The 17,775-nt window shown below is 65.2% G+C and carries 20 protein-coding genes; 9 read left to right on the top strand and 11 right to left on the bottom strand.

What is annotated here, in order from left to right; translation table 11 throughout:
• Positions 1-304 precede the first annotated feature (304 nt).
• Both J7E22_RS03910 and J7E22_RS03905 read right to left on the bottom strand, forming a co-directional pair.
• Positions 305-529 carry a DUF2188 domain-containing protein gene (locus J7E22_RS03910; RefSeq protein WP_214979149.1) on the bottom strand — a complete coding sequence of 75 codons (225 nt, stop codon included), beginning with the start codon at positions 527-529 and terminating at the stop codon, positions 305-307.
• A gap of 357 nt (positions 530-886) precedes the next feature.
• Complete coding sequence (locus J7E22_RS03905; protein WP_214979146.1) at positions 887-1,147, bottom strand: hypothetical protein; 261 nt, start codon at positions 1,145-1,147, stop codon at positions 887-889.
• Positions 1,148-1,464: 317 nt separating this feature from the next.
• Between J7E22_RS03905 and J7E22_RS03900 the strand changes: the two genes are divergently transcribed.
• Together J7E22_RS03900 and J7E22_RS03895 are read left to right on the top strand one after the other, a co-directional pair.
• Complete coding sequence (locus tag J7E22_RS03900; RefSeq protein ID WP_214979143.1) at positions 1,465-1,626, top strand: hypothetical protein; 162 nt, start codon at positions 1,465-1,467, stop codon at positions 1,624-1,626.
• Positions 1,623-1,826 carry a hypothetical protein gene (locus tag J7E22_RS03895; RefSeq protein ID WP_214979140.1) on the top strand — a complete coding sequence of 68 codons (204 nt, stop codon included), beginning with the start codon at positions 1,623-1,625 and terminating at the stop codon, positions 1,824-1,826. The genes J7E22_RS03900 and J7E22_RS03895 overlap by 4 nt, the downstream gene beginning before the upstream one ends.
• Positions 1,827-1,892: 66 nt before the next feature.
• Here J7E22_RS03895 and J7E22_RS03890 read toward each other — a convergent pair whose 3' ends face one another.
• Positions 1,893-2,102: a hypothetical protein gene (locus J7E22_RS03890; protein WP_214979138.1), complete on the bottom strand. Its 210-nt coding sequence runs from the start codon at positions 2,100-2,102 to the stop codon at positions 1,893-1,895.
• A gap of 215 nt (positions 2,103-2,317) precedes the next feature.
• Here J7E22_RS03890 and J7E22_RS03885 point away from each other — a divergent pair, with 215 nt between their 5' ends.
• Together J7E22_RS03885 and J7E22_RS03880 are read left to right on the top strand one after the other, a co-directional pair.
• A complete protein-coding gene (locus tag J7E22_RS03885; RefSeq protein ID WP_214979135.1) occupies positions 2,318-2,674 on the top strand; it encodes a hypothetical protein in 357 nt (118 codons plus the stop codon).
• 2 nt (positions 2,675-2,676) lie between these two features.
• On the top strand, positions 2,677-2,991 hold the full coding sequence (locus J7E22_RS03880; RefSeq protein WP_214979132.1) for an ATP-dependent DNA ligase: 315 nt from the start codon (positions 2,677-2,679) through the stop codon (positions 2,989-2,991).
• A 77-nt stretch (positions 2,992-3,068) separates the two neighbouring features.
• Here the strand turns inward: J7E22_RS03880 and J7E22_RS03875 are convergent, their stop codons facing one another.
• Positions 3,069-3,503, bottom strand: coding sequence for a hypothetical protein (locus J7E22_RS03875; RefSeq protein WP_214979130.1), 435 nt, complete (start codon positions 3,501-3,503; stop codon positions 3,069-3,071).
• A 696-nt stretch (positions 3,504-4,199) separates the two neighbouring features.
• Here J7E22_RS03875 and J7E22_RS03870 point away from each other — a divergent pair.
• The 5 genes from J7E22_RS03870 (at position 4,200) to J7E22_RS03850 (ending at position 11,018) form a co-directional block, all read left to right on the top strand.
• On the top strand, positions 4,200-5,165 hold the full coding sequence (locus tag J7E22_RS03870) for a helix-turn-helix transcriptional regulator (RefSeq protein WP_214979127.1): 966 nt from the start codon (positions 4,200-4,202) through the stop codon (positions 5,163-5,165).
• 293 nt (positions 5,166-5,458) lie between these two features.
• Positions 5,459-5,905 carry a hypothetical protein gene (locus J7E22_RS03865; RefSeq protein WP_214979124.1) on the top strand — a complete coding sequence of 149 codons (447 nt, stop codon included), beginning with the start codon at positions 5,459-5,461 and terminating at the stop codon, positions 5,903-5,905.
• A 175-nt stretch (positions 5,906-6,080) separates the two neighbouring features.
• Positions 6,081-6,413, top strand: a complete 333-nt coding sequence (locus J7E22_RS03860; RefSeq protein WP_214979123.1) for a hypothetical protein — start codon at positions 6,081-6,083, stop codon at positions 6,411-6,413.
• Between the two features lie 375 nt (positions 6,414-6,788).
• Positions 6,789-7,001 (top strand): hypothetical protein, encoded by a 213-nt coding sequence (locus J7E22_RS03855; RefSeq protein ID WP_214979121.1) that lies wholly within the window; start codon positions 6,789-6,791, stop codon positions 6,999-7,001.
• A 438-nt stretch (positions 7,002-7,439) separates the two neighbouring features.
• Complete coding sequence (locus J7E22_RS03850; RefSeq protein ID WP_214979119.1) at positions 7,440-11,018, top strand: NACHT domain-containing protein; 3,579 nt, start codon at positions 7,440-7,442, stop codon at positions 11,016-11,018.
• A gap of 255 nt (positions 11,019-11,273) precedes the next feature.
• Here the strand turns inward: J7E22_RS03850 and J7E22_RS03845 are convergent, their stop codons facing one another.
• From J7E22_RS03845 to J7E22_RS03815, 7 genes are all read right to left on the bottom strand, one after another.
• Positions 11,274-12,560: a hypothetical protein gene (locus tag J7E22_RS03845; RefSeq protein ID WP_214979117.1), complete on the bottom strand. Its 1,287-nt coding sequence runs from the start codon at positions 12,558-12,560 to the stop codon at positions 11,274-11,276.
• Positions 12,561-13,380: 820 nt separating this feature from the next.
• Positions 13,381-14,409: a hypothetical protein gene (locus J7E22_RS03840; RefSeq protein WP_214979115.1), complete on the bottom strand. Its 1,029-nt coding sequence runs from the start codon at positions 14,407-14,409 to the stop codon at positions 13,381-13,383.
• Complete coding sequence (locus J7E22_RS03835; RefSeq protein ID WP_214979111.1) at positions 14,409-14,669, bottom strand: hypothetical protein; 261 nt, start codon at positions 14,667-14,669, stop codon at positions 14,409-14,411. Before J7E22_RS03835 ends, J7E22_RS03840 begins: the two co-directional genes overlap by 1 nt.
• A complete protein-coding gene (locus J7E22_RS03830; protein ID WP_214979110.1) occupies positions 14,657-15,508 on the bottom strand; it encodes a hypothetical protein in 852 nt (283 codons plus the stop codon). Before J7E22_RS03830 ends, J7E22_RS03835 begins: the two co-directional genes overlap by 13 nt.
• Positions 15,509-15,559: 51 nt before the next feature.
• Positions 15,560-15,841, bottom strand: a complete 282-nt coding sequence (locus tag J7E22_RS03825) for a hypothetical protein (protein WP_214979107.1) — start codon at positions 15,839-15,841, stop codon at positions 15,560-15,562.
• A gap of 13 nt (positions 15,842-15,854) precedes the next feature.
• Positions 15,855-16,868: a hypothetical protein gene (locus J7E22_RS03820; protein ID WP_214979104.1), complete on the bottom strand. Its 1,014-nt coding sequence runs from the start codon at positions 16,866-16,868 to the stop codon at positions 15,855-15,857.
• Between the two features lie 39 nt (positions 16,869-16,907).
• Entirely contained in the window at positions 16,908-17,582 is a 675-nt protein-coding gene (locus J7E22_RS03815; protein ID WP_214979102.1) for a hypothetical protein, read from the bottom strand.
• Positions 17,583-17,775: the final 193 nt, after the last annotated feature.

Genomic DNA, 17,775 nt, shown 5'->3' with positions numbered 1-17,775 from the left:
ACACGTAGGACGTGCTCGGGGTGATCCCCATCGTCCTCGAGCGTGCCGCCCGGGTAGTTCCCCCCCCCAACTGTCCGGGCGCCTTGGCCCCGGCCCGTTCCCCCCAACAGGCCGGGGCCATTTCGGTCCGCCCCCGCATCGTGCATAACAACGGACGGCGCCTGGCGGCAAGCAGCGGCAACGGGAGCGCCAGGGATATCAGCCAGTCTCGGGCCCTGTTCTTGGTCCGAAGGGCCCCGTAGCTGACCTACCGAGCGCCATCTCATCTCTGCTTCGGCTCCAGCGCTGTCGTGGACCTGGTTCGTCAGCCGGGGATGTTCCTCGGGTCATGACCGGTGTAGGTGGAGCGGTCAGAGATTCGGCCGTCTTCGTTCCGGATGAAGTGTTCGACCTTGTCTGCCTTCGCCCGGTCTCGGCCCCGTGCTACGGCTTCCCGTTTCGTTGGTGCGGACCCGAACACCTCGTTGGTGCCCTCAACTTTGTTGTGCCAGTGACCGTCCTGGTGGAAGGTCTCGATATCTCCTCGCATGCACCGACCGTACGAGCGCGAACCCAACGCTGGCCACAGGGGGAGAGGAGGTGCCCCAGACCTTGAGGAACTATCCCTGCCCTCGTCTCCGGCCCACTCGGGCAAAGGTCGGACGTGTCCCGATAGCCGGGGTGGGCTGCCGAACGCAGTCTCGGTCGCTCGTGGTCGTTCCGGTAGAGGATCCACTACCGGATACACATATCAAGTCCGAGCTACCGTGGGTCACGGAGGGCCTCACGGAGTCGCCAAACCTGGCCATGCGACGACTTGTCTGATGTCACCAGCACCCCAAGCGCTCCGGGGAGTCGGCCGAGGCCCAGCTCACCGATAGCTGATCCTGACGGTCGTCCTCGGTCCCTACAGGTTTGCGGTCTCGATCAGCCGGCGGAGCGCTGCTCGCCAATCGTCCGTCGTTGGAAGGTCGTCGCCCTCGTACCCAGGCGGCTTGGACGCGTAGTGCATCCAGGGCTCCGCGGCTGTCGCATCTGTCTGCACTACGACGCCGAGGTAGGTGTCGCCGTCGTAGACGCGCCACTGCTCGGAGTCGACCTCTGCGAGACGGTAGGACTTGCCCTCGTACTCGTACGAACCCTCAGCGGATTCCGGCCCATCTTCCATGCCAAAAGGTTAGGCCGCGAAGCCAGACCTTCTATGCCAACAAGGTTAGGCCGCGAAGCCAGACGTCTCTCAGTCGAGGAAACCAGGGGCACGTAGGGCCCGAGCTCAGCGGACGACGGCGACCTCGGCATGTGACCTCGGCGGCAAACGGTGGTCATCGGGAACGACACCACCAGAGACGACCCGCCCAAGCAGTACTCGGGGGCCCAACTGGTCGCTTTGTCAAGCCTCTAGTGCGCTTCTGTTCCCCCCCGTACGTTTCCGGTACCCATCCCGGAGTACCCACCACCTGGGGACCGTAGGAAGCAGAAAATCTCATGAACCGGTACATCTCCGACGAGGCAGCCGTGCCCGCTCGCGTCGTCACGTACGCCCACGTCCGCCGGATGCGGACGTTCGGCGACACCGCCGTCGGCACCGAGCCCGTCCTCTACGAGGACTTCTTCACCAGCTCCCCCGTCGGCGGAGGCCGACGATGAGCACGCCCGGTCGCAGGCCCGTGCAGTGGTCCGCGCCTGAAGACGGGCTCTGGGTGCTCCGCGTCGCGGGGGTCGAAGGTGGGACCATCGACCGGCACGGACGTGGGTACTTCGTCACTGATGCGTTCAGCCGGTACGTCGGCGACTACGACAACCTCGGCACCGCCCAGTCGGAACTGCTCCACAACCTCGGCGCCTGAGACGACCTCGGCGGAGCAGGTCGTGGACAGGGTTCCGGAGCAGGGCGAGGGCTCCGGCCGAGTTCGTTACTGTGCTTGAGCGGACCAGGAGTTCCACGCGTCGAGTTGCGCTTGTGCACTGGAGAGCGAGTTGTGTGAGCCGCGGATCTGTCCGCTCACGGTCTCAAGCTCGTACTGCGCTCCGACGTGAATGGTGCCGATGTCGACGCCGCCGATGTCGGCGGTCCAGGTGGTTTCGTTCGGGTGCTCCCAGGCGATGCTGTGCGGTTGAACCATTGGAGCTGCCTCACGGTTGCGTCGTTCACACGGACCCGTGGTGCACGACGCCTTTCACCGTAGGCGCTGTACACGTGGGCACATGCAACCGTACGGGTGCCGTCGCCGTATTCCCCGGACACTGCGACAGTGCTTCTCGGCGATACCCGTGCCAGGTCTGGTCACGGCTGCGCGTGCCGAGCCGGGGGAGAGGCGTCCCGGGTACGGTGGCGGGCATGAAACGCATCACGTTCAGCGGCGGGTCGATCGTGACCGGCAACGCGATCACCGCCGCTCTGATGGAGCACACGACCACCGTCGCGAACGCCGAGCACAGTGTCACGGTCGAGATCCCCGTCCTCGAGGAGAACGGGGCGATCAGCACCCACACGCTGCTGCTCAGCCCGGCGAGCCAGTTCGACATCGCCGACGTCGGCGGGATCAGCGAGGAGGAAGAGGCGGAGCGGTTCCCCGTCCCGGACATGCCAACGGTCGGCGTGATCGCGAACGTGGAGAGCGACGACGACGCCCGTTCCGCCGCTGAGGACTTCAACCGCATGAGTGCGGAGATCGACGAAGGGCTCGGAGCCTAACCATGGGCAAGTTCATCTACGGCACGCCGTCGATCGCCGTCGACTTCGACGACCGGGTCCTCGCCCACCTGAAGGTCGTCATCCTCGCCAAGGTGCGGCGGGGTGAGAGCTTCTCGTTCTCGTGGGACTACGAGGCGGCCGCCGGCAGCGGGAACAGCTCGATCTGGATCAACCCGACGATCCCGCTGCAGTTCGACTTCCTGGGCAGCCGGCAGCCCCGACTTAACCGCGCCTGGACCGAGCAACTCATGCAACTCGCGAACACTCCCGCCGGTCTCCGCGTCATCCCCGAACCCCCCGAACCCGCTACGAGGTGACTTCCCGCCGCGCGCGCTACGACCGCATCACCCCGCCGGCATCAGCACGGTGACCGAACCGGCTCAAGCGACGGCGGTCACCACTGGTCGATGTCGGTGTAGTCGGGGGCGGTGGCGTCGGTGGAGCTGGTGGTTTCGTAGACGGACATCACAATGGCAGCTCCGAGCCGAGCGGTGCGAGCCGGTTGCGCGGAACGTTGCACCGCCGACTCCACCCGGGCACCTTCCACCAGAAGAGCAAGGACCTGACCGATGTGCCGCGGCATGCCCGCCGCCTTGCACACGGCCGTGAGACGGCGTTCCACGTCCGCGAAGTGTTCCGCGGCGAGAGCCGCGATGACGGGATCCTGCCGGCCGAGCTCGGCGTGGCCGTTGATGAACGCGCAGCCCCGCCAACCCGAGTCCGAGAAACACTCCTCCAGATACCCGAAGATCCCCAGCACCACATCCCGCGGGTCCACACCGTACCGCTGATCCGCTCCACTGCCATCCCGCTCCGGCGCCCTCGTCATACCGCTGACGGTACGTTGACCCGCCCACCTGCCGCCCCCCTGCCGCCCCAGACGCTGGCAGGACGTCGAACCCTCAGCGCGGATCCACATTCCAGATCCAGGGTCTGTGACGCGTCCTTGTGCGATGTCGTTGGCGGCGAGGGTGTCTTTCGTGGTCGAGGGGGTCGGGACTGAACGGCGGCTGCAGTGCGCGGTCCGAGGACATCGAACTCGAGCTCGAGCGCGACCTCGCGACCTCGCAACCAGAACGTGCAGTCGACGTGAGCGACGTCAACGGGAAGTCGCGTCGCTTCACGGTATGAAGCGCTCCTGGTCCGCCCCCGTGCCGTCGGTCGCAGGGGTCGCCGGGTGTCGGCTTCTGAAGACGACAGTTCACGAAATGAAACGTCCGCTTATCGACGTGTGTCCCGGACGGGGTCGCTGAAAGCGGTCGGGCGCGCGTATGGTGACAGGACCGGGCGCCCTTTGCGGTCTCGTCGTCAGAACGATGTTCGCAGCCGCGAAGCACTGACGCAGCGAGATGGCCCGGCAGCGATGAGGCTTTCAGCGCCTCACGGAAGGCCGGTCTCTGATGACCGCCACACGCTTCTTCCTGCCGTCCAGATTTTTCCACGACGGAACCCCCCGGAACCCAGCCGTCCTCCTCTTCGGCGGCACACGCATCTACCGCTCCGCCTCCCGGACACGGTGCACCTCGTGACGGACCTGCAGACCGCCCCCGCCGCAATTGCTCCGATCGTCGCCTTCGCGGGAACCGACACCGCCAGCGCGATCCGGGACCTCGCCGGCCTATACGCGGGCCGTGCCTGGCATGCATCCCACATCGATTCCGGCTACTGGTACAAGTACGTCGCCGTCGGCGACGACCGGATGAGCATCCACCGATTCCAGATGCACGGCTACCTCCGCGGCGACGTCACGGTCGAGGACGAGGTCGTCGTGCAGTGGATCGACGCGGGCCGCGGACGGGTGGACGTCGGCCGCAACGAGGTGCAGCTGCAACACCGCATCCCGACCCTGTTCCCGATCGAGCAACGCTTCGAGATGGAGTACGAGGACTGGGACCAACGCCTCGTCCACCTCAGCCGCGACCTCGTCCTCGACGTCGCCGCGGAACGGTACCTCACCGACGGGACGATCGCGTTCGACCGGTCCGTCGCCCCAACCACGGACGCGGTTCTGCAGTGGCGTCGGTCGGTGGCGTCCGCGATGCACGCGCTCCGCTCCGTGGGCCCCTCGTCGATGGCATGGCATGAGGCACAACGGGATGTTGCCCGGTCCCTGTTCGGGTTGTACCCGTTCCAGGGTGAGACGCTTCCGGAGGGGTTCGGGGACCGCAAGAACGCGCGACTGCGAGCAGCGGTGGAGTTCATCCACCAACACGCAGCCGAACCGTTAACCGTCTCGGACATCGCCTACGCAGCAGGTATCAGCGTCCGCAGCCTGCAAGAGTCCTTCCAACGGGAACTCGACGTGGCGCCGATGAACTACCTCCGAGAAGTGCGACTCCGGCACGTCCACGCAGACCTCCTAGAAGCCGACCAGGACGTCACGACGGTCGCGGAAATCGCCTCCAAGTGGGGGTTCGGTCACATGGGGCGGTTCTCCCACGAGTACCTCAACGAGTTTGGTGAGTACCCGAAGCACACCCTCCGGCGCTGACCAACCGCTCCCCTCGAGGATCACAACCACGCGAACTGGTCAAAACGGCCGCTGCCGTCCCGTCGACCGATTGGATTACGGGACGGGATGGGCCACGGTACGGTGCGCGCGATCCTGGTCATACCTCAGTGAGCGTCACTGACGGCTTCCGTCCCAATTGCCGATCGGCTACCGGTCGTCCTCTGGGAGGTTCAGGGCGCCGTACACGGTCGGCAATCGGCCGACTACACCGGCGGATGTGTTTCCCTCTTCCGGCCGATGACGTGCGCCAAACGGCTTCGTAGCCTCGCAGAGTGACCGACTGGGACGCGTGGGACAACGAGGATGGCTGGGATGGGTCCCCGCTGGCGCCCCGACGAGAACCTCGGGAACGACTCCCACGGCGAGGGCTGAACTGGTTGGCTGTCGCGACGCTCACCGCGCTGCTCACCTGGGTGACTGCGATGGTGCTGGCCGGCTCGTACGCCCACGCGGTCGGCTACCCACCAATCAGCTTCGATCACGATCTCGATTACATCGCGCCGACGGATCTGCAGAACCGCGTCCGGGGCGTGTGGGGCACCCTCGAGATTCTGTCGCTTCCGGTTGCCCTGGTCGCGGTAGCATTGTCGGGAGCATCTTTCGCGTTGCGGCGGGAACGCGTCACCGCGGCGGTCGCGCTTGGAATATCGGTGGCCGCGGGCGCTGTGGCGTTCGTCATCGCGATCTTCGGGCTCATCGACTTCGTTTTCCGTGAGTGAGCTTGGAAAGGCTTGTCGGGCCGTCCCGGCAGGGGATCCCGATGCGGTGCACGCACCTCATCAGCTCGACCTGGCCCGCTATCGTGTCGCCGTGGGGAGCGCGACGGGCATGGGCGGTGCGCCGGCAATGGGAAGCGCTCGGCGCAACACGGGCACGGTGCGTCGCGTCGTCGTCGTGGTCCTCGTGCTCGTCGCAGCGCTGGCGGCCTTTCGCTACAGCGCCCTGTTCCTGTTTGCGACCGAGGGCGATGTGCCGCCCGCGTCCGTGGTCGCGCTCCCTTCAGAGTCCGAAGTCGTTGACGACGACGTTGAGTGCGGCTCCGGCGGATGTTGGCGGCTCCTGACGGTTCGACCTCCGAGCGGGACGACGGCAGAGGACCTGGTCACCGAGCTTGGCACCAGACTCGGCCACCGGATCGGTGGCACGATCTGGGACCCCCGGACCATCAACCTGTCGTCGGAGGTCGACGAGGGCTTCCTGGTGGTGCGGGCCGATTACTGGTCCTAGCCACCTGTAGCGTGCCGGCCGCAACGCCACCGTGTCAGCGGAAGCACACGATCGCGCCAACTTCGCCGTCCGCTAGCCGATCCCCTACCGGTCGCTATGTGGCGGGGTTAGCCTGCGAGGGTGACAGCGGGGGCAACAAGTTCAGCGTCGGCGGAGCAGCGGGTGCGCGTGCGAGCCGCGCTTGTGGTGGCGGCGCTGACGTGGGTGCCTCCGGCCGCAGTTGTCGCCGTTCGTCTGAGCTGGGAGACGGTTCCTTCCCGTGTGCCGGTGCATTGGTCTGGGGCGGGCCCTGACCAATGGGCCTCCGTAGGGTCGGCCTTTTGGTCGTGCATCGTGCCCGGCATCGTTGGAGCGGTGGTGTGCAGCCTGTTGGTGGTGCCCTTGTCGTCAGATGTGTCGCGTTGGGGCGCGGCGCTCACGATGGGAGCACTGTCCGCGGGGACCGGGGCCATCGCGTTTTTGTGGTTCGCGATGGCACTGACCGCTGCCGGAACCGGGGCACCGTTCTTGGTCGTCCTGGCACCACTCGGTTGGGGCGCGCTCGTGTTCGGTGTCGCGCTGCTCACAAAGGCTCGAACTGGTCGGTAGCGGATCGGCTACCGGACGCGGATGTCAGTGCCAGACGGTCACCGCTACATCAAGGACCTTGAGGACTGCGAGCACGATCGGTCGAATCAGCCAAGTCCAGCACCATCTGAAGGGTCGCTGCAACCACATCGGCAGCTCGTACCGTTTTCGCTTGGCGGTACGTTCCGCACGCGTGAGCGGCCGTCCTCGCCGGCGACCGGTGCGCTCCCCGTCGACCATCGTCAGAGCGTAGCGCCAGAACGAAGACCGCCTCGATCGTCGATCAGCTAGTGAAACATCTGGGGAGCTTCTGCAACGCGAGCAAGGCGCGATCTGTAGAACGCTTCGAAAGCTGCTTGTTGCTACGCCATTCTCGATCAACTCACGCTTGCACCCTAAGCGGACGGCGCGGACTCGGACTCGGCCTCGCTACCGAACGAAAAATGTAGGCTCGTCACTATGAGCGATGCACGTCGGGGTCTCCGGGGAGGCGCGGCAAACGAAGCGGGCAGTCTCCATCGTGCTGGCGTCGCCGCGTTCTTCGCCGCAGCTGCCTTGACGGGTCAACCCGTCGGCGGTCTTGATGCCTCGAGCGGTATCCCGACGGAGGTCGCTCTGGAGACCGACTCGCCCACGGACGACATCGAGGTTGTGTTCCGCGACGGCAGCAAGTGGTTCGTGCAAGCGAAACGGCGGGGCAGAATGGGCGCACCGCTCCACGGCACGCTCCGGCAATGGAACGAGCAGCCGCTTGACCCCGTCGACGAGCTTGTGCTGGCCGCCGCCTCGCTCAGCGCGCCACTTCGTCACACGCAAGCAGTGCTCGACAGTCGACGAGGCCAGCCAGTCGCTACGCCTTCGGCCACAGCCGAGGCCGACTTCGAACGGATCATGCACGAGCTCGGAACCATATCTGACTCGCTTCCAGGCACCGTGCTCAACCACGGCCGCTTCTTTGAGTGCAACACCGAGACCGGCGGGCCTCATCGAGCGATCGCGAGTGCGTGGTTGTCAACCATCGTCGGCTCGGCCAACGGTGAACGCGCGTTCGACGTTTTGATTCACCGGATGCACCAGGCAGCTGCACGGCAAGAGCGAACCGCCATCGCGACCTGGGTGGACGCGCTCGCGGCCGCGGGCATTAGTCCTCGCGCAGACTACGATCGGACCCCCGGTGAACGCCACCAGGCCTTGCGAGATGGGCTTCGCAGCTATCTGTTTGTCCTCGCGGAGAGAGCTAACAAGCTCGAACTTGAATCGTTCGCTCCCGGGGTACCTCCGGTGGAGGGCGCTGACCTCATCAGCGATTGGAGTCTCGGTCGCGCGACGGAGGACCGTGATAGTCGAACTAGTAAGCCCCTGCGCTTGGCTCGGCGGCAATCGGACCTCATCGTCGTCGGCCTCCCTGGTATCGGAAAGAGCACCCTCCTGACGCAGCTCGCGGCTGCGTGGGCGTCCGACGCGCGCGCGCCCGCCCCAATCCTGGTCAAGTTCGAACAGATCGCCAGCCAGGTGACTTATGCCGAGGACCTCACGCTGGACCTTCTGACCCGCCTCGCCGCATCGCGCGTGAACGACACCGACAACAGGGCGGTTGCGCGGGCACTCACTGAGATGGCGCGGTCCGGCCGCGCCACGTTTTTCATAGACGGGTTCGATGAGGCGTTCGGGAAGCTTGATGTCGTGGCGGAAGGTATCCGCCGCCTCATGCCGCAGCTTCACGCGGGGACGGGCTGGGTGTTGACTAGCCGGCCGGATGCGGCGACTCGATTAAGACGGCTCGACATCGAGCAGACGACCCTGAGCTATACCGGGCACTTTGACCAGGCAATAACGGCGATCCTCGGACAGAAGGCAGATGAACGTGGCTTGCGCGGGCAGAACGCCGAGGCCTGGGTAGCAGAACGATCATCGTGGCTGGAAGACCTCCGACAGAAGTCGTCCGATCCGCTCCTCAAAACGCCCCTCCACCTTGGTTTACTCGCCGCGTACCTCGCCGAACATGATGAGGTCGAGCCCTCCGTCGATCATGCGCTCCCAGCGGTCCTTCTCGACCGGGCGTCCGCCTGGGCCACGCTGAGCGAAAAGCGGAAGCCGCCCGGCGGTTGGGACCATGAACTTCGACCGCTGATGGTAAAGCAATTCATTGTCGCTGTTGGCCATCTGCTCGACCGTCAGGGCGCAGCCACCATCGAAGAGGTGGTCGCCCTTGCAGTTGAGGTGCTGGAGCCGTGGAACTTGTCGGTACCTGTTCGAGCGTCCATTGGCGAGCAATTGCTCTGGTACTGGGATGAGTGCGCCGCGGTCCTTGACCGGAGTCGGACAACAGTGCGAGCCCGGTACCGCCGGTGGGCGGAGATCTGCGGCGCGCTCTGGCTCGCGGAACAAGGTGACGACGTGCTCGATGCGGCGATCTCTGAGGCTCTCGCGGCTCCTAACAGGCTTGACGGGCTTATCGTTGCCGTCGCGCAGGATGAGCGTGTCCTACTGGCACTTATCGGCCACGCCACGAGAGCCACGACCGACCTCACCCTCGCGTATGCCGCTGGCGCGGTGCTCATGAGATGGATTGATGCGCATCCCATCGACGCTTCCGCCGCTGGCAAGCTCCTCCCGGCGTTGATCGCACTCCACGGAATCGCTCCCGTCTCCGGGCGGTCTGGAGTAGGACGCCTACGAACCGCTTATCTGGAGCCGCTGAAATCCGAGGTGCTCATCGTTGTCGCGTCACTCGACCTCGAGCACCGGGATCGTTTGGACAGAGATGCCTTTTTGCGCTCCGCGACCGAGGGGGAAGAGGGCCGGAATTGTGCAGCGATCGCAGCGATCCATGACAGCGCCATCGACGGCAGCGCCGCCCTGCCCATCGAAGCGCGGAACATCATGGCTAACGTTCATCTTCCTGCAAAGGAGGACGCGTCGCGGCGTCCTAAGCAAGACCCACGTACTGGCGTTTATAACTTTGGCGGCCAACGACGGGTTGTAGCGAACGGACTGGGAGAACTCGCCGCGGCGATCGTTGAATCAGGCTGCCCACTGTCGCCGGACGAGGCAAGCTGGCTCTATAACGCTGCCGGCTACGCTAGGCACGGGCTCTATTCGCTTACTCAGGCACGACTGGCACGACGCGGCTTTACCGACCCTAAGCCGCCATTTGTAGGCCTCCAGGCTTTCCTCGGCGGTCTCCACCGCGATTCATGGGGTTGGCTGATATCTCTCCTCGCGGAGAAACGCCGCTCGCGTACGGTTAGTGCGCAGTCCTGGAGAGCGGTGAATCTCGGTGACCTTCTGCAAGCGATGAACGCGCGGGCCCTTTTCGATCCCGCCGTAGCGCAGTTCGAGACACTCGACGAGCAAGGCTTTGCCGACGTTTACCGAGCAATTGAGATCTTCACCCGCGCGTACCACCTTGACTTGCGAGCAGTCGAAGACGAAGCGAGACTGCTGCTGACGGAATCGATGGAACCGTTCGAACGGGACTTCTTTTTGCTCACGCCGCGTCACGGGGCGCTCCCAGACCTGTCCGACCTGAGTGCCGATGAACGTCGTGACCTTTGTCACTTGGTGACGTCCAACGTCGACTGGATCAGCGACGCCTCGGTGCAGCTTCTACTCCAGTACGAGATCAATGTTGAACTCGCGTCCTACGCGGCGGACTCTGCCGTGACGTCGGTCGTTGCTGCGGGAAATTGCGCACGAATCACCGTCTGGACGGCAGATGATCCCGCCGTGCGCGCACGCTCTCTACTCGCGGGTGACCGGGCCGCTGTCCGTCGGGGCGCAATCGCAGCGACAGCAGCTTGGACCGACCCGGACGCCGCTTCCGTTCGGTTGTTGACGGACGCACGACTTGACGACGACTGGTCCGTTCGTGTCCTGGCTGGGGCGACGCAGGAAACGGCGGAAGGAGCGGAGTACTGGTCGTGCCCCGACTGTGACCACAAGAACGATGGATATGAGGCGCGTCCATGTGGAGGGTGCGGACGCTCGAGCCGTCCTTCTGCCCAGCGTGAGCGTGAAAAGACTGACCAAGAGTGATCCGGACTTCCGGATCCGGCGTGCCTCTGTTGGCGCTCTACCCGGATCCATTTTTCGGATGTTGGCAGCGCTTTCGACGACCGCGCGCAGGCCGGCGGTTTGACTCTGTGCTCGCGTCATGAATTTTAAGGTCGCAACGAGGAAATCGTTCAGAGGCGCAGCCGAGGGTGGTGAGCGTGGCCAGCGGGTCAACGATGGCGCCGACGTCACGGTCACGACTGAACTCAAGGTCGGCTATCGGGCAGCGGCCTTGTCTTATAAATGTCCCGATAGGCGCACGTTTGTTGCGTATTGGAGCGCTGTTTTGGCCGCTTCCGCACGTTGCTTTCGCTTTCGGAAAACCCATTCAAGACCGGATCGAACGCCCGCGGGTCCGCCGGGCGCGGGCAATCCTCCCATCTTCATTCCGACCCCAAATGCAACGCCGGCCGCTGCGGGCAGGCCGCTGCCAAGCAGGAAACTTCTCGCTTGCTCCTTACGTAGCTGATTTTCTGCTTCAGCAAACGTATCGCGCGCCGCCGCGCTCATGCGACTTGCGTACTCATTTACGGACTCGCCCCTCACGGAGGATCCGGTCTGCCGGATGGTTTCCAGAAGGGCGCCTCGGATCGCCGAGAAAACCTCTTCTCCTCCGCGCATCTTTAGCGCGTCAGCGAGTGTGAGATTCATTATAGGTAGGTCTAGCTTGAACGATTGACCATTGGCACTCGCGCCCTTAGTTGCTACTTGGAGAAAATCCTCGACGCCCGGGGACGGGGCCGGGGTGAGGGAGTTAAGTGCAGCGTAATCGTCGAGAGCGATAGCGCGGCGCAGCTGCCGTACTCCTTCCGTCGGATTCAACCGGGGGAAAATCGTCTTTCCCATTGCCTCCCACCGTTCCTCGGCGGTGTAGTAGTAGTCCAAATTCATTGCGAGTGTGTCGTCGTTGTCACTGCCCGGGACGTCCTTATCGTGCTCATCCTGCATGAGACCCCATCCCGGAAAAGCGTCCCGAAGCAAGCTGTGCGTTGTCGGATTCACGAACAATCGATTCATCTCGATTGATGTTTCCACCGGGGGTCGTAGGAGCTGCACGACGCCGGAGCGAATTGCATCACCAAGCGGCATCAGTCCCGACAGTACCTGAATCAGCGCATTAGAAGGTGGTGTGCTATCTCTGTGCCAGGCTCCGCCGTAGGCCCACGTGCCATCAGGCCCGAGAGCATCCACCCATGCCCATACTGGGTCGGCCACGACAACGGTCGGTGCGAGTAGCAAGAGCTGGGACAGACCAGGACGGGCAGAAAGCGGTCTCTTGTGATCGAGCAGAAGAGTTTCAGAGGCTAGTTCACCCGACAAATCTTCCCGCACCTCATCCCTGAGCGGCTCTTCTCTCCATAAACGGAACGAGTCCAACCCTTTCTCGCGGGCAACCTCTGCGAAGGCCACCAGATGTCCCGTTGGCGCAGACTTCACTCGCTCACGGAGGTCCCCATCCAGACGCTCGCCGAAGTAGGCCTCTAGAAGGTCTAGTCCGTTGACTGCTTGTCGGGAAGTGGTCACACGCGAATACTAGTTCTAGTTCATCCCGTGCGACAGCTAGACGATGAGGCGAGACCCGAACGCTGCGAAGCTCACCTGCGCGGGCCCCGGCGAGCGTTCGTAAACGAATCGGCCCGGGAAATCTCCAATCGTCGCATCGAAGCGATGGTCGCAGCGTACGACGGGCTTCATCCGGGGCCAATCAAGACGAATATCGGGAGTGATCCTGACTGGGGGTGGCCGAGCGCGGCGGCGAGACGATTCTCGACCGGCGGTAGCCCCCACTCGGAAAGCTCGGGAACGTCACGCCCACCGCCGCGTAAGCAGCCGCCGATGTTTCTTTCGCCGGTCCTCCATCCGGCGGCTGCGGCCGTGTGGCCGCCCTCCGCGAGGTCGTGTCGCAGATAGCCCGTTCGGATTGAATCTCAATGAGGGGCCGCGATACGGCCGCCCCTCTCCACGTCAGTGCTGGTTCGTACCATTCCGGGATGGGTCGTCGTCGTTCAGGTCGTTGGGTACCGCCGGACCCGTTCTCGCTCGAGGAGGAGGCACGGGGTGTCGGCGTTCGTGACCTGCCTGAACCGTTGCCGGTGTACGCGTGGTTCCAGTTGCCGGACCGTCTCATCCGTCGCGACGACGCGCAGGCGTTCCGGTTGACCCATGATGCGGTGTGGGTCGAAGCGGGTCGTGGTGAGACAAAGCTCGCGGCGTGGGTCTGGCGGAGCTCGGTGAAGCACCGGCAGCCAGGGAGGGGATCGGTGGGTTGACCCGCTCAGGCTGATGCGAGTGGCGTGCGTAGGTGGCCCGTTCGCCTCGAAGTCCTGATCGCGCCGGAGCCTGGTCAGCCGGGGAGGTTGTGGCGGAGGTCGTAGCCAGTGTCGGCCGCGAACTGGAGTCGGTCGCGGATTTCTTCGAGGGCGGAGTTGTCGTCGTCGTTGCGTATGTCGGCGCGGAGGAGCGTGTTGGCGGTGATGATGTCGTCCGTGCGGTCGGTGTAGCCGGCGGCTTCGGCGGTGAGGGCGATGGTGGGGTCGGCGGGGAGGATCAGTTCGGTGCCGGAGTAGCCGACCGTGTCCGGCTCGAAGCCGAGCGCCGTCATGTCAAGCTCCCGTTCGGTGAACGCGACAAGCCGGTACGGCATGTCCCGCTTGCTGATCTTCGGGTAGCCGGGGCGGCCCGAGATGGCACGGCCGGAGATCCGGCAGCCGGCGCTGATGAGCCGCTCTGCCTGCTCCGTCAGCGGCAGATCCGACGTCCACCGGGTCCGGATACCGCCCGGCCCCGGGTAGCAGGCGATGGAAAAGTCCACGAGCCCGCCAACGTGTCGGGACTCCCAACCGATGCTGGTGCGGTGCACGCGCTTCCCGAGCCGGGCGAGTGCGTCATCCACCTGCCCGGCAGTCAGTCCTGCCCCCACTAGCCCGTCGAACGTGGCGCCGTTGACGGCGAGCATCCGCGCGACCGCGAACGTGACGTAGATCGGTGCAGCGTCCTTCCACCGTTCGTGGACGCCGAGGACCTGTTTCCCGTCGACCCAGACACGTCGTCGGTCCACGTCGACGAGGAGCACCGTCGATGTCTGTTCCGCGAGCGCGATCTGCGTCGTCGTCACGGTCCGCGGCGCCAGAAGCAGCAGTTCCGCGTCCACGGCGGGCTCGTCGCGAGGGTTCTGCGTCAGCGACGGGAAGCGTGCGCGGCGTCCGTCTGCGAGGCGGATCGTGTCGTGGGCCTCCACGACTGCGCGGAGGCCGGCGAGTTTGAGGACGGTGAGGGCGTCGGTGAGGTCGGTGGTGTCACCGAGCCCGTACGGCATCGTGATCTGCGGCCCGTCGCCGTACGCGGCAGCGACCCATTCATGTCCTGGGCCCATCAGCGGCGTTCCTCCGGAGTGTCGGGACGGATAAGTGCCATGAGCCAGCCCGCTTCGATGAGGTACGGCTCCCACCCGTCCCTGGTGTCACCGTGAGCCGGTTCGCACCGGTAGCTGGCGGCGTCACCAGTGCCATCGACGACGATCTGCCGGTGCTCCCTGCCTGTTGGGTCCCGGAAGAACATGAGCCCATGCACACCAGTGACGTCGAACGCGACGTTGATCAGGAACAGGTCCGGCCGATTTGTCACCACCGCCACCGCCGCCCACGAAACAGGGCGACGATCGTCGCGAGCGGGCGGCCCTGCCGCATCCAGTCCAACGGTGTCAGCGGCACATCGCCGACGGTGAGGAACGCGCGGGGTGTGGTCATGAACTCAGTCATCGCTGCCGCGTCGAGGAGCGGCTGCGGTGCCGCCGCGTACAAAACCTCAAGCCCGGGAAGGAGGACTGCTGGGTCGCCGAATTCGGGCAGGGCGGGTTGGTGGATCTGCCAGTCGGGGATGCGTTCTTCGCCCTCGAGGTCGAAGCTCAGCAGCCGGTTCGACCCGAACAACTCACCAACCTCGTCGATGCTCACCTGCAGTGCTGCAGCGGCTTCCGCCTCGGTGAGGGTCGACTCGAGCAGGTGCCGGCGAATGCGGGCCTGCGTGGCCTGCCACCAGTCTTCGGGCACGTCCGCCTCGTCGGCGGGGGCGACTCCGGGTGCGCGGGGGATCTGTCGGCCAACGTCGGTGTAGGCGCGGAGTTGGTCGCGGGTGATCTCCCCGCGGGCGAACATCCACAGCTGCGACTGCCACGACATGACGTCCGGAGCACCTTCGAGGTAGCCAGAGTGAATGACCGCGCGGATGGCCTTCTCCCGTCGGGCGATTTCGGAGGCGGGGATGAGGAGGGTCTGCACGATGCGGTTCGCCTCCCGCGTCGCGGGGACGGTCGTGTCGGTCAGGACGGTGTTGTGTTTGTCGTAGAGCTCGTAGCCGGGTTCCTTGTCGATGGCACGGAGCAGGATCTGCACCATATGCGCGTTCGGGTTGTCGGTGTCCTCGAGGAGCACGTGGCCCCAGAGGATCCGGTCGTTGGACAGATGTAGGGACACCAGACGCATCATCAGCGGATACCTCCAGGTAGACGGGACAGGGCAGCGCGGTCAGGGCTGCTGAGGGAAGTCGGCCGCGGTGCGGCCGATGCGCTCGGGTGCATAGCGGAGGATGAAGCGCATGATGCGGTCCGCTTCGACCATCGCCGGGACCGACAGGTCCTGCGCGTCCGGGTCGACGTTGCGGAGCCGGAACCACGGCGCCTCGCCGGCGTGATCGACGAGCACCGTCGGCGGTGGTTCGTCCGGGTGGTCAGCGTCGTTGAACATGACGGAGCCGAAGAAGCGGGCATCGTCGAACGCCAACGTCAGCGACAGCAGCTGCAACATCACCAGACCTCTCTCATCAGCTGCCAGAGGGGTGCCAGCGAAGGTCGTGGGCGAGGTCGGATTGGAAGTGCAGTAGCTGCCGCAGCCCGTTCACCGCGTCCGTGTTCACGTCTGCGTAGCTGTCGGTGTAGATGACGTGCGCGGTGATGAAGTCGTCGGTGCAACACCCCTCGGCCGCGGTCAGGATGGTGGTGTCCTGCGGGATGACGACCGTCACCGTTGCGTCGTCCGAGGTGGCCGGCTCGTAGCCGAGCGCATCCATATCGGGGTGCTGGGCAAAGAAGGCCGTCAGCCGGTTCGGCGGGACGAAGACGCCGGACTGTTGCGCGGCCCACCTGTCCGACATCAGCCCGCCGAGGGCGATGAGCTGGTCTGCTTGGACGTCGATGGTGTCGTCGCGTTTCCAGCACGTGCGGACCCCGCCGGGCCCCGGGTACGCCGCTAACGCCCAATCGCACAGCGCCGGCCGGTCGGCTGCCTCCCACCCAACGGGGGTGTGGAACACGTGCGTGCCGAGAGCGGGCATGGCGGCGCGGACGTCATCTGCGGGGATGCCGGTGCGGTCCGCGATGGCGTGCGTGCCGCTTCCGTGCAGCGCGATGGTTCGGGCGATGGCGAACACGGTCCGCCAGCCCGGTGTCGCGTCCCGTTGCATCGACGTGCCGTACACCTGCCGGCCGCCCGCCCACACGCGCTGCCGTTTCCCGTTCACGACCACCAAATCCGGGTACCGCCGCGCCAACGACAACACGCCGCCTTCCGACCCGCCGGGGAGGACGATGAGGTCCTCGTCACGTTCGGCCGGGGTGCCGTCGTCGTTGATCGTGGCCGTCGGGTTCGGTGTGGACAGGAACCCGGACCGGCCGTCGTCGAACCGAAGCCGGTCAAACGCCTCCACCTTCGCCGGCATCCCCGCCGCCGCGAGAGCGACCAGTGTCTGTGTGATGTCGATCGTCCACCCGAGCCCGAACGGCAACGACAGAATCGACTGCTCCCGCCGAATGGTCTGCACCCACTCCCGGTCACCCATCAGCGCCGCCTCAGCCCTGCGGTCCGACGTCGCCAGCGCTCAGCCACGGCCAGCGACCCGCGGGTCATCTTCGGAGAGCCGCTCGAGTCCGAGCCCGGATGCGTCGAGGATGGCGTTCTCGGACTCTTCCGTGGCGACGAACGACCCAATCTGCGCGTTGACCGCGACAAGAACCCCGATACGACTCCGCGCATCCAGCGTCACCGCCGCGACCTCCTCATCGCTGCAGTCGGACGTCAGTTCCGGCTTCGACGGGTGCAGGGCGGGGAACTCGAGCTGCTGCGCCGGGGGATGCCACTTCACTCCGATGCGGAGGACGCGGCCGTCGGTGTCGTTGCGGTAGAACATCGACCCGAAGGGGTGACCCTGGTCGAGGGTGAGGTCCGCGCCGTAGAGCGTCCAACCGGCCGCGGCGTAGGCGGGATCCCACCGCTGCACGGTGAGAGCCCCGAGCCCCATCTTCAAGCCCGGAATCAGCGCCTGACCGTCCTGCACTTCGGCGTAGAGCGCGGTCAGGTTCGGGGGACTCTGGTCGCGCAGGTCCGACAATGGGATGCGGGCGAGGTTCGGGACAGCTGAGTCTGAGCGCTGACGACGATTGTCGCCCGCTGCGTTTGACTCGGCGACAGTTCGGTTGCGGCCCGCTAGGTCGTTCATCCGGTCCTCTTCCGTAGGCATGGCACGTGTTGAAGCGACTCTGAGGCTACGAAGCACGGGCGACCTGTTGAAGCTCCACGACCAATCCGGCGCCGGTACGGGGAAAGTTTGGAAGTCTCCTTCGCAGGAGCGATCGATAGAGTCTCGTCCGGCATGGATGAACTCGAACAGGCTCAGCAAACCGGCATGGCGCACCCCGGAGAGTCCATCCGACGGATTGAACGAGGCCTAGGGCGTGTCTCCTAAATGG

The sequence above is a fragment of the Curtobacterium sp. ISL-83 genome, from assembly GCF_018613895.1.
GTDB lineage: Bacteria > Actinomycetota > Actinomycetes > Actinomycetales > Microbacteriaceae > Curtobacterium.
Note: the sequence above shows the minus strand (reverse complement) of the source record. Positions and strands in the feature narration are given on the sequence as shown.

Bases quoted from the DNA above. Each gene is read 5' to 3' on its own strand.
- J7E22_RS03910 (WP_214979149.1), bottom strand. From the start codon at position 529: ATGCGAGGAGATATCGAGACCTTCCACCAGGACGGTCACTGGCACAAC.
- J7E22_RS03905 (WP_214979146.1), bottom strand. From the start codon at position 1,147: ATGGAAGATGGGCCGGAATCCGCTGAGGGTTCGTACGAGTACGAGGGC.
- J7E22_RS03900 (WP_214979143.1), top strand. From the start codon at position 1,465: ATGAACCGGTACATCTCCGACGAGGCAGCCGTGCCCGCTCGCGTCGTC.
- J7E22_RS03895 (WP_214979140.1), top strand. From the start codon at position 1,623: ATGAGCACGCCCGGTCGCAGGCCCGTGCAGTGGTCCGCGCCTGAAGAC.
- J7E22_RS03890 (WP_214979138.1), bottom strand. From the start codon at position 2,102: ATGGTTCAACCGCACAGCATCGCCTGGGAGCACCCGAACGAAACCACC.
- J7E22_RS03885 (WP_214979135.1), top strand. From the start codon at position 2,318: ATGAAACGCATCACGTTCAGCGGCGGGTCGATCGTGACCGGCAACGCG.
- J7E22_RS03880 (WP_214979132.1), top strand. From the start codon at position 2,677: ATGGGCAAGTTCATCTACGGCACGCCGTCGATCGCCGTCGACTTCGAC.
- J7E22_RS03875 (WP_214979130.1), bottom strand. From the start codon at position 3,503: ATGACGAGGGCGCCGGAGCGGGATGGCAGTGGAGCGGATCAGCGGTAC.
- J7E22_RS03850 (WP_214979119.1), top strand. From the start codon at position 7,440: ATGAGCGATGCACGTCGGGGTCTCCGGGGAGGCGCGGCAAACGAAGCG.
- J7E22_RS03840 (WP_214979115.1), bottom strand. From the start codon at position 14,409: ATGGGCCCAGGACATGAATGGGTCGCTGCCGCGTACGGCGACGGGCCG.
- J7E22_RS03820 (WP_214979104.1), bottom strand. From the start codon at position 16,868: ATGGGTGACCGGGAGTGGGTGCAGACCATTCGGCGGGAGCAGTCGATT.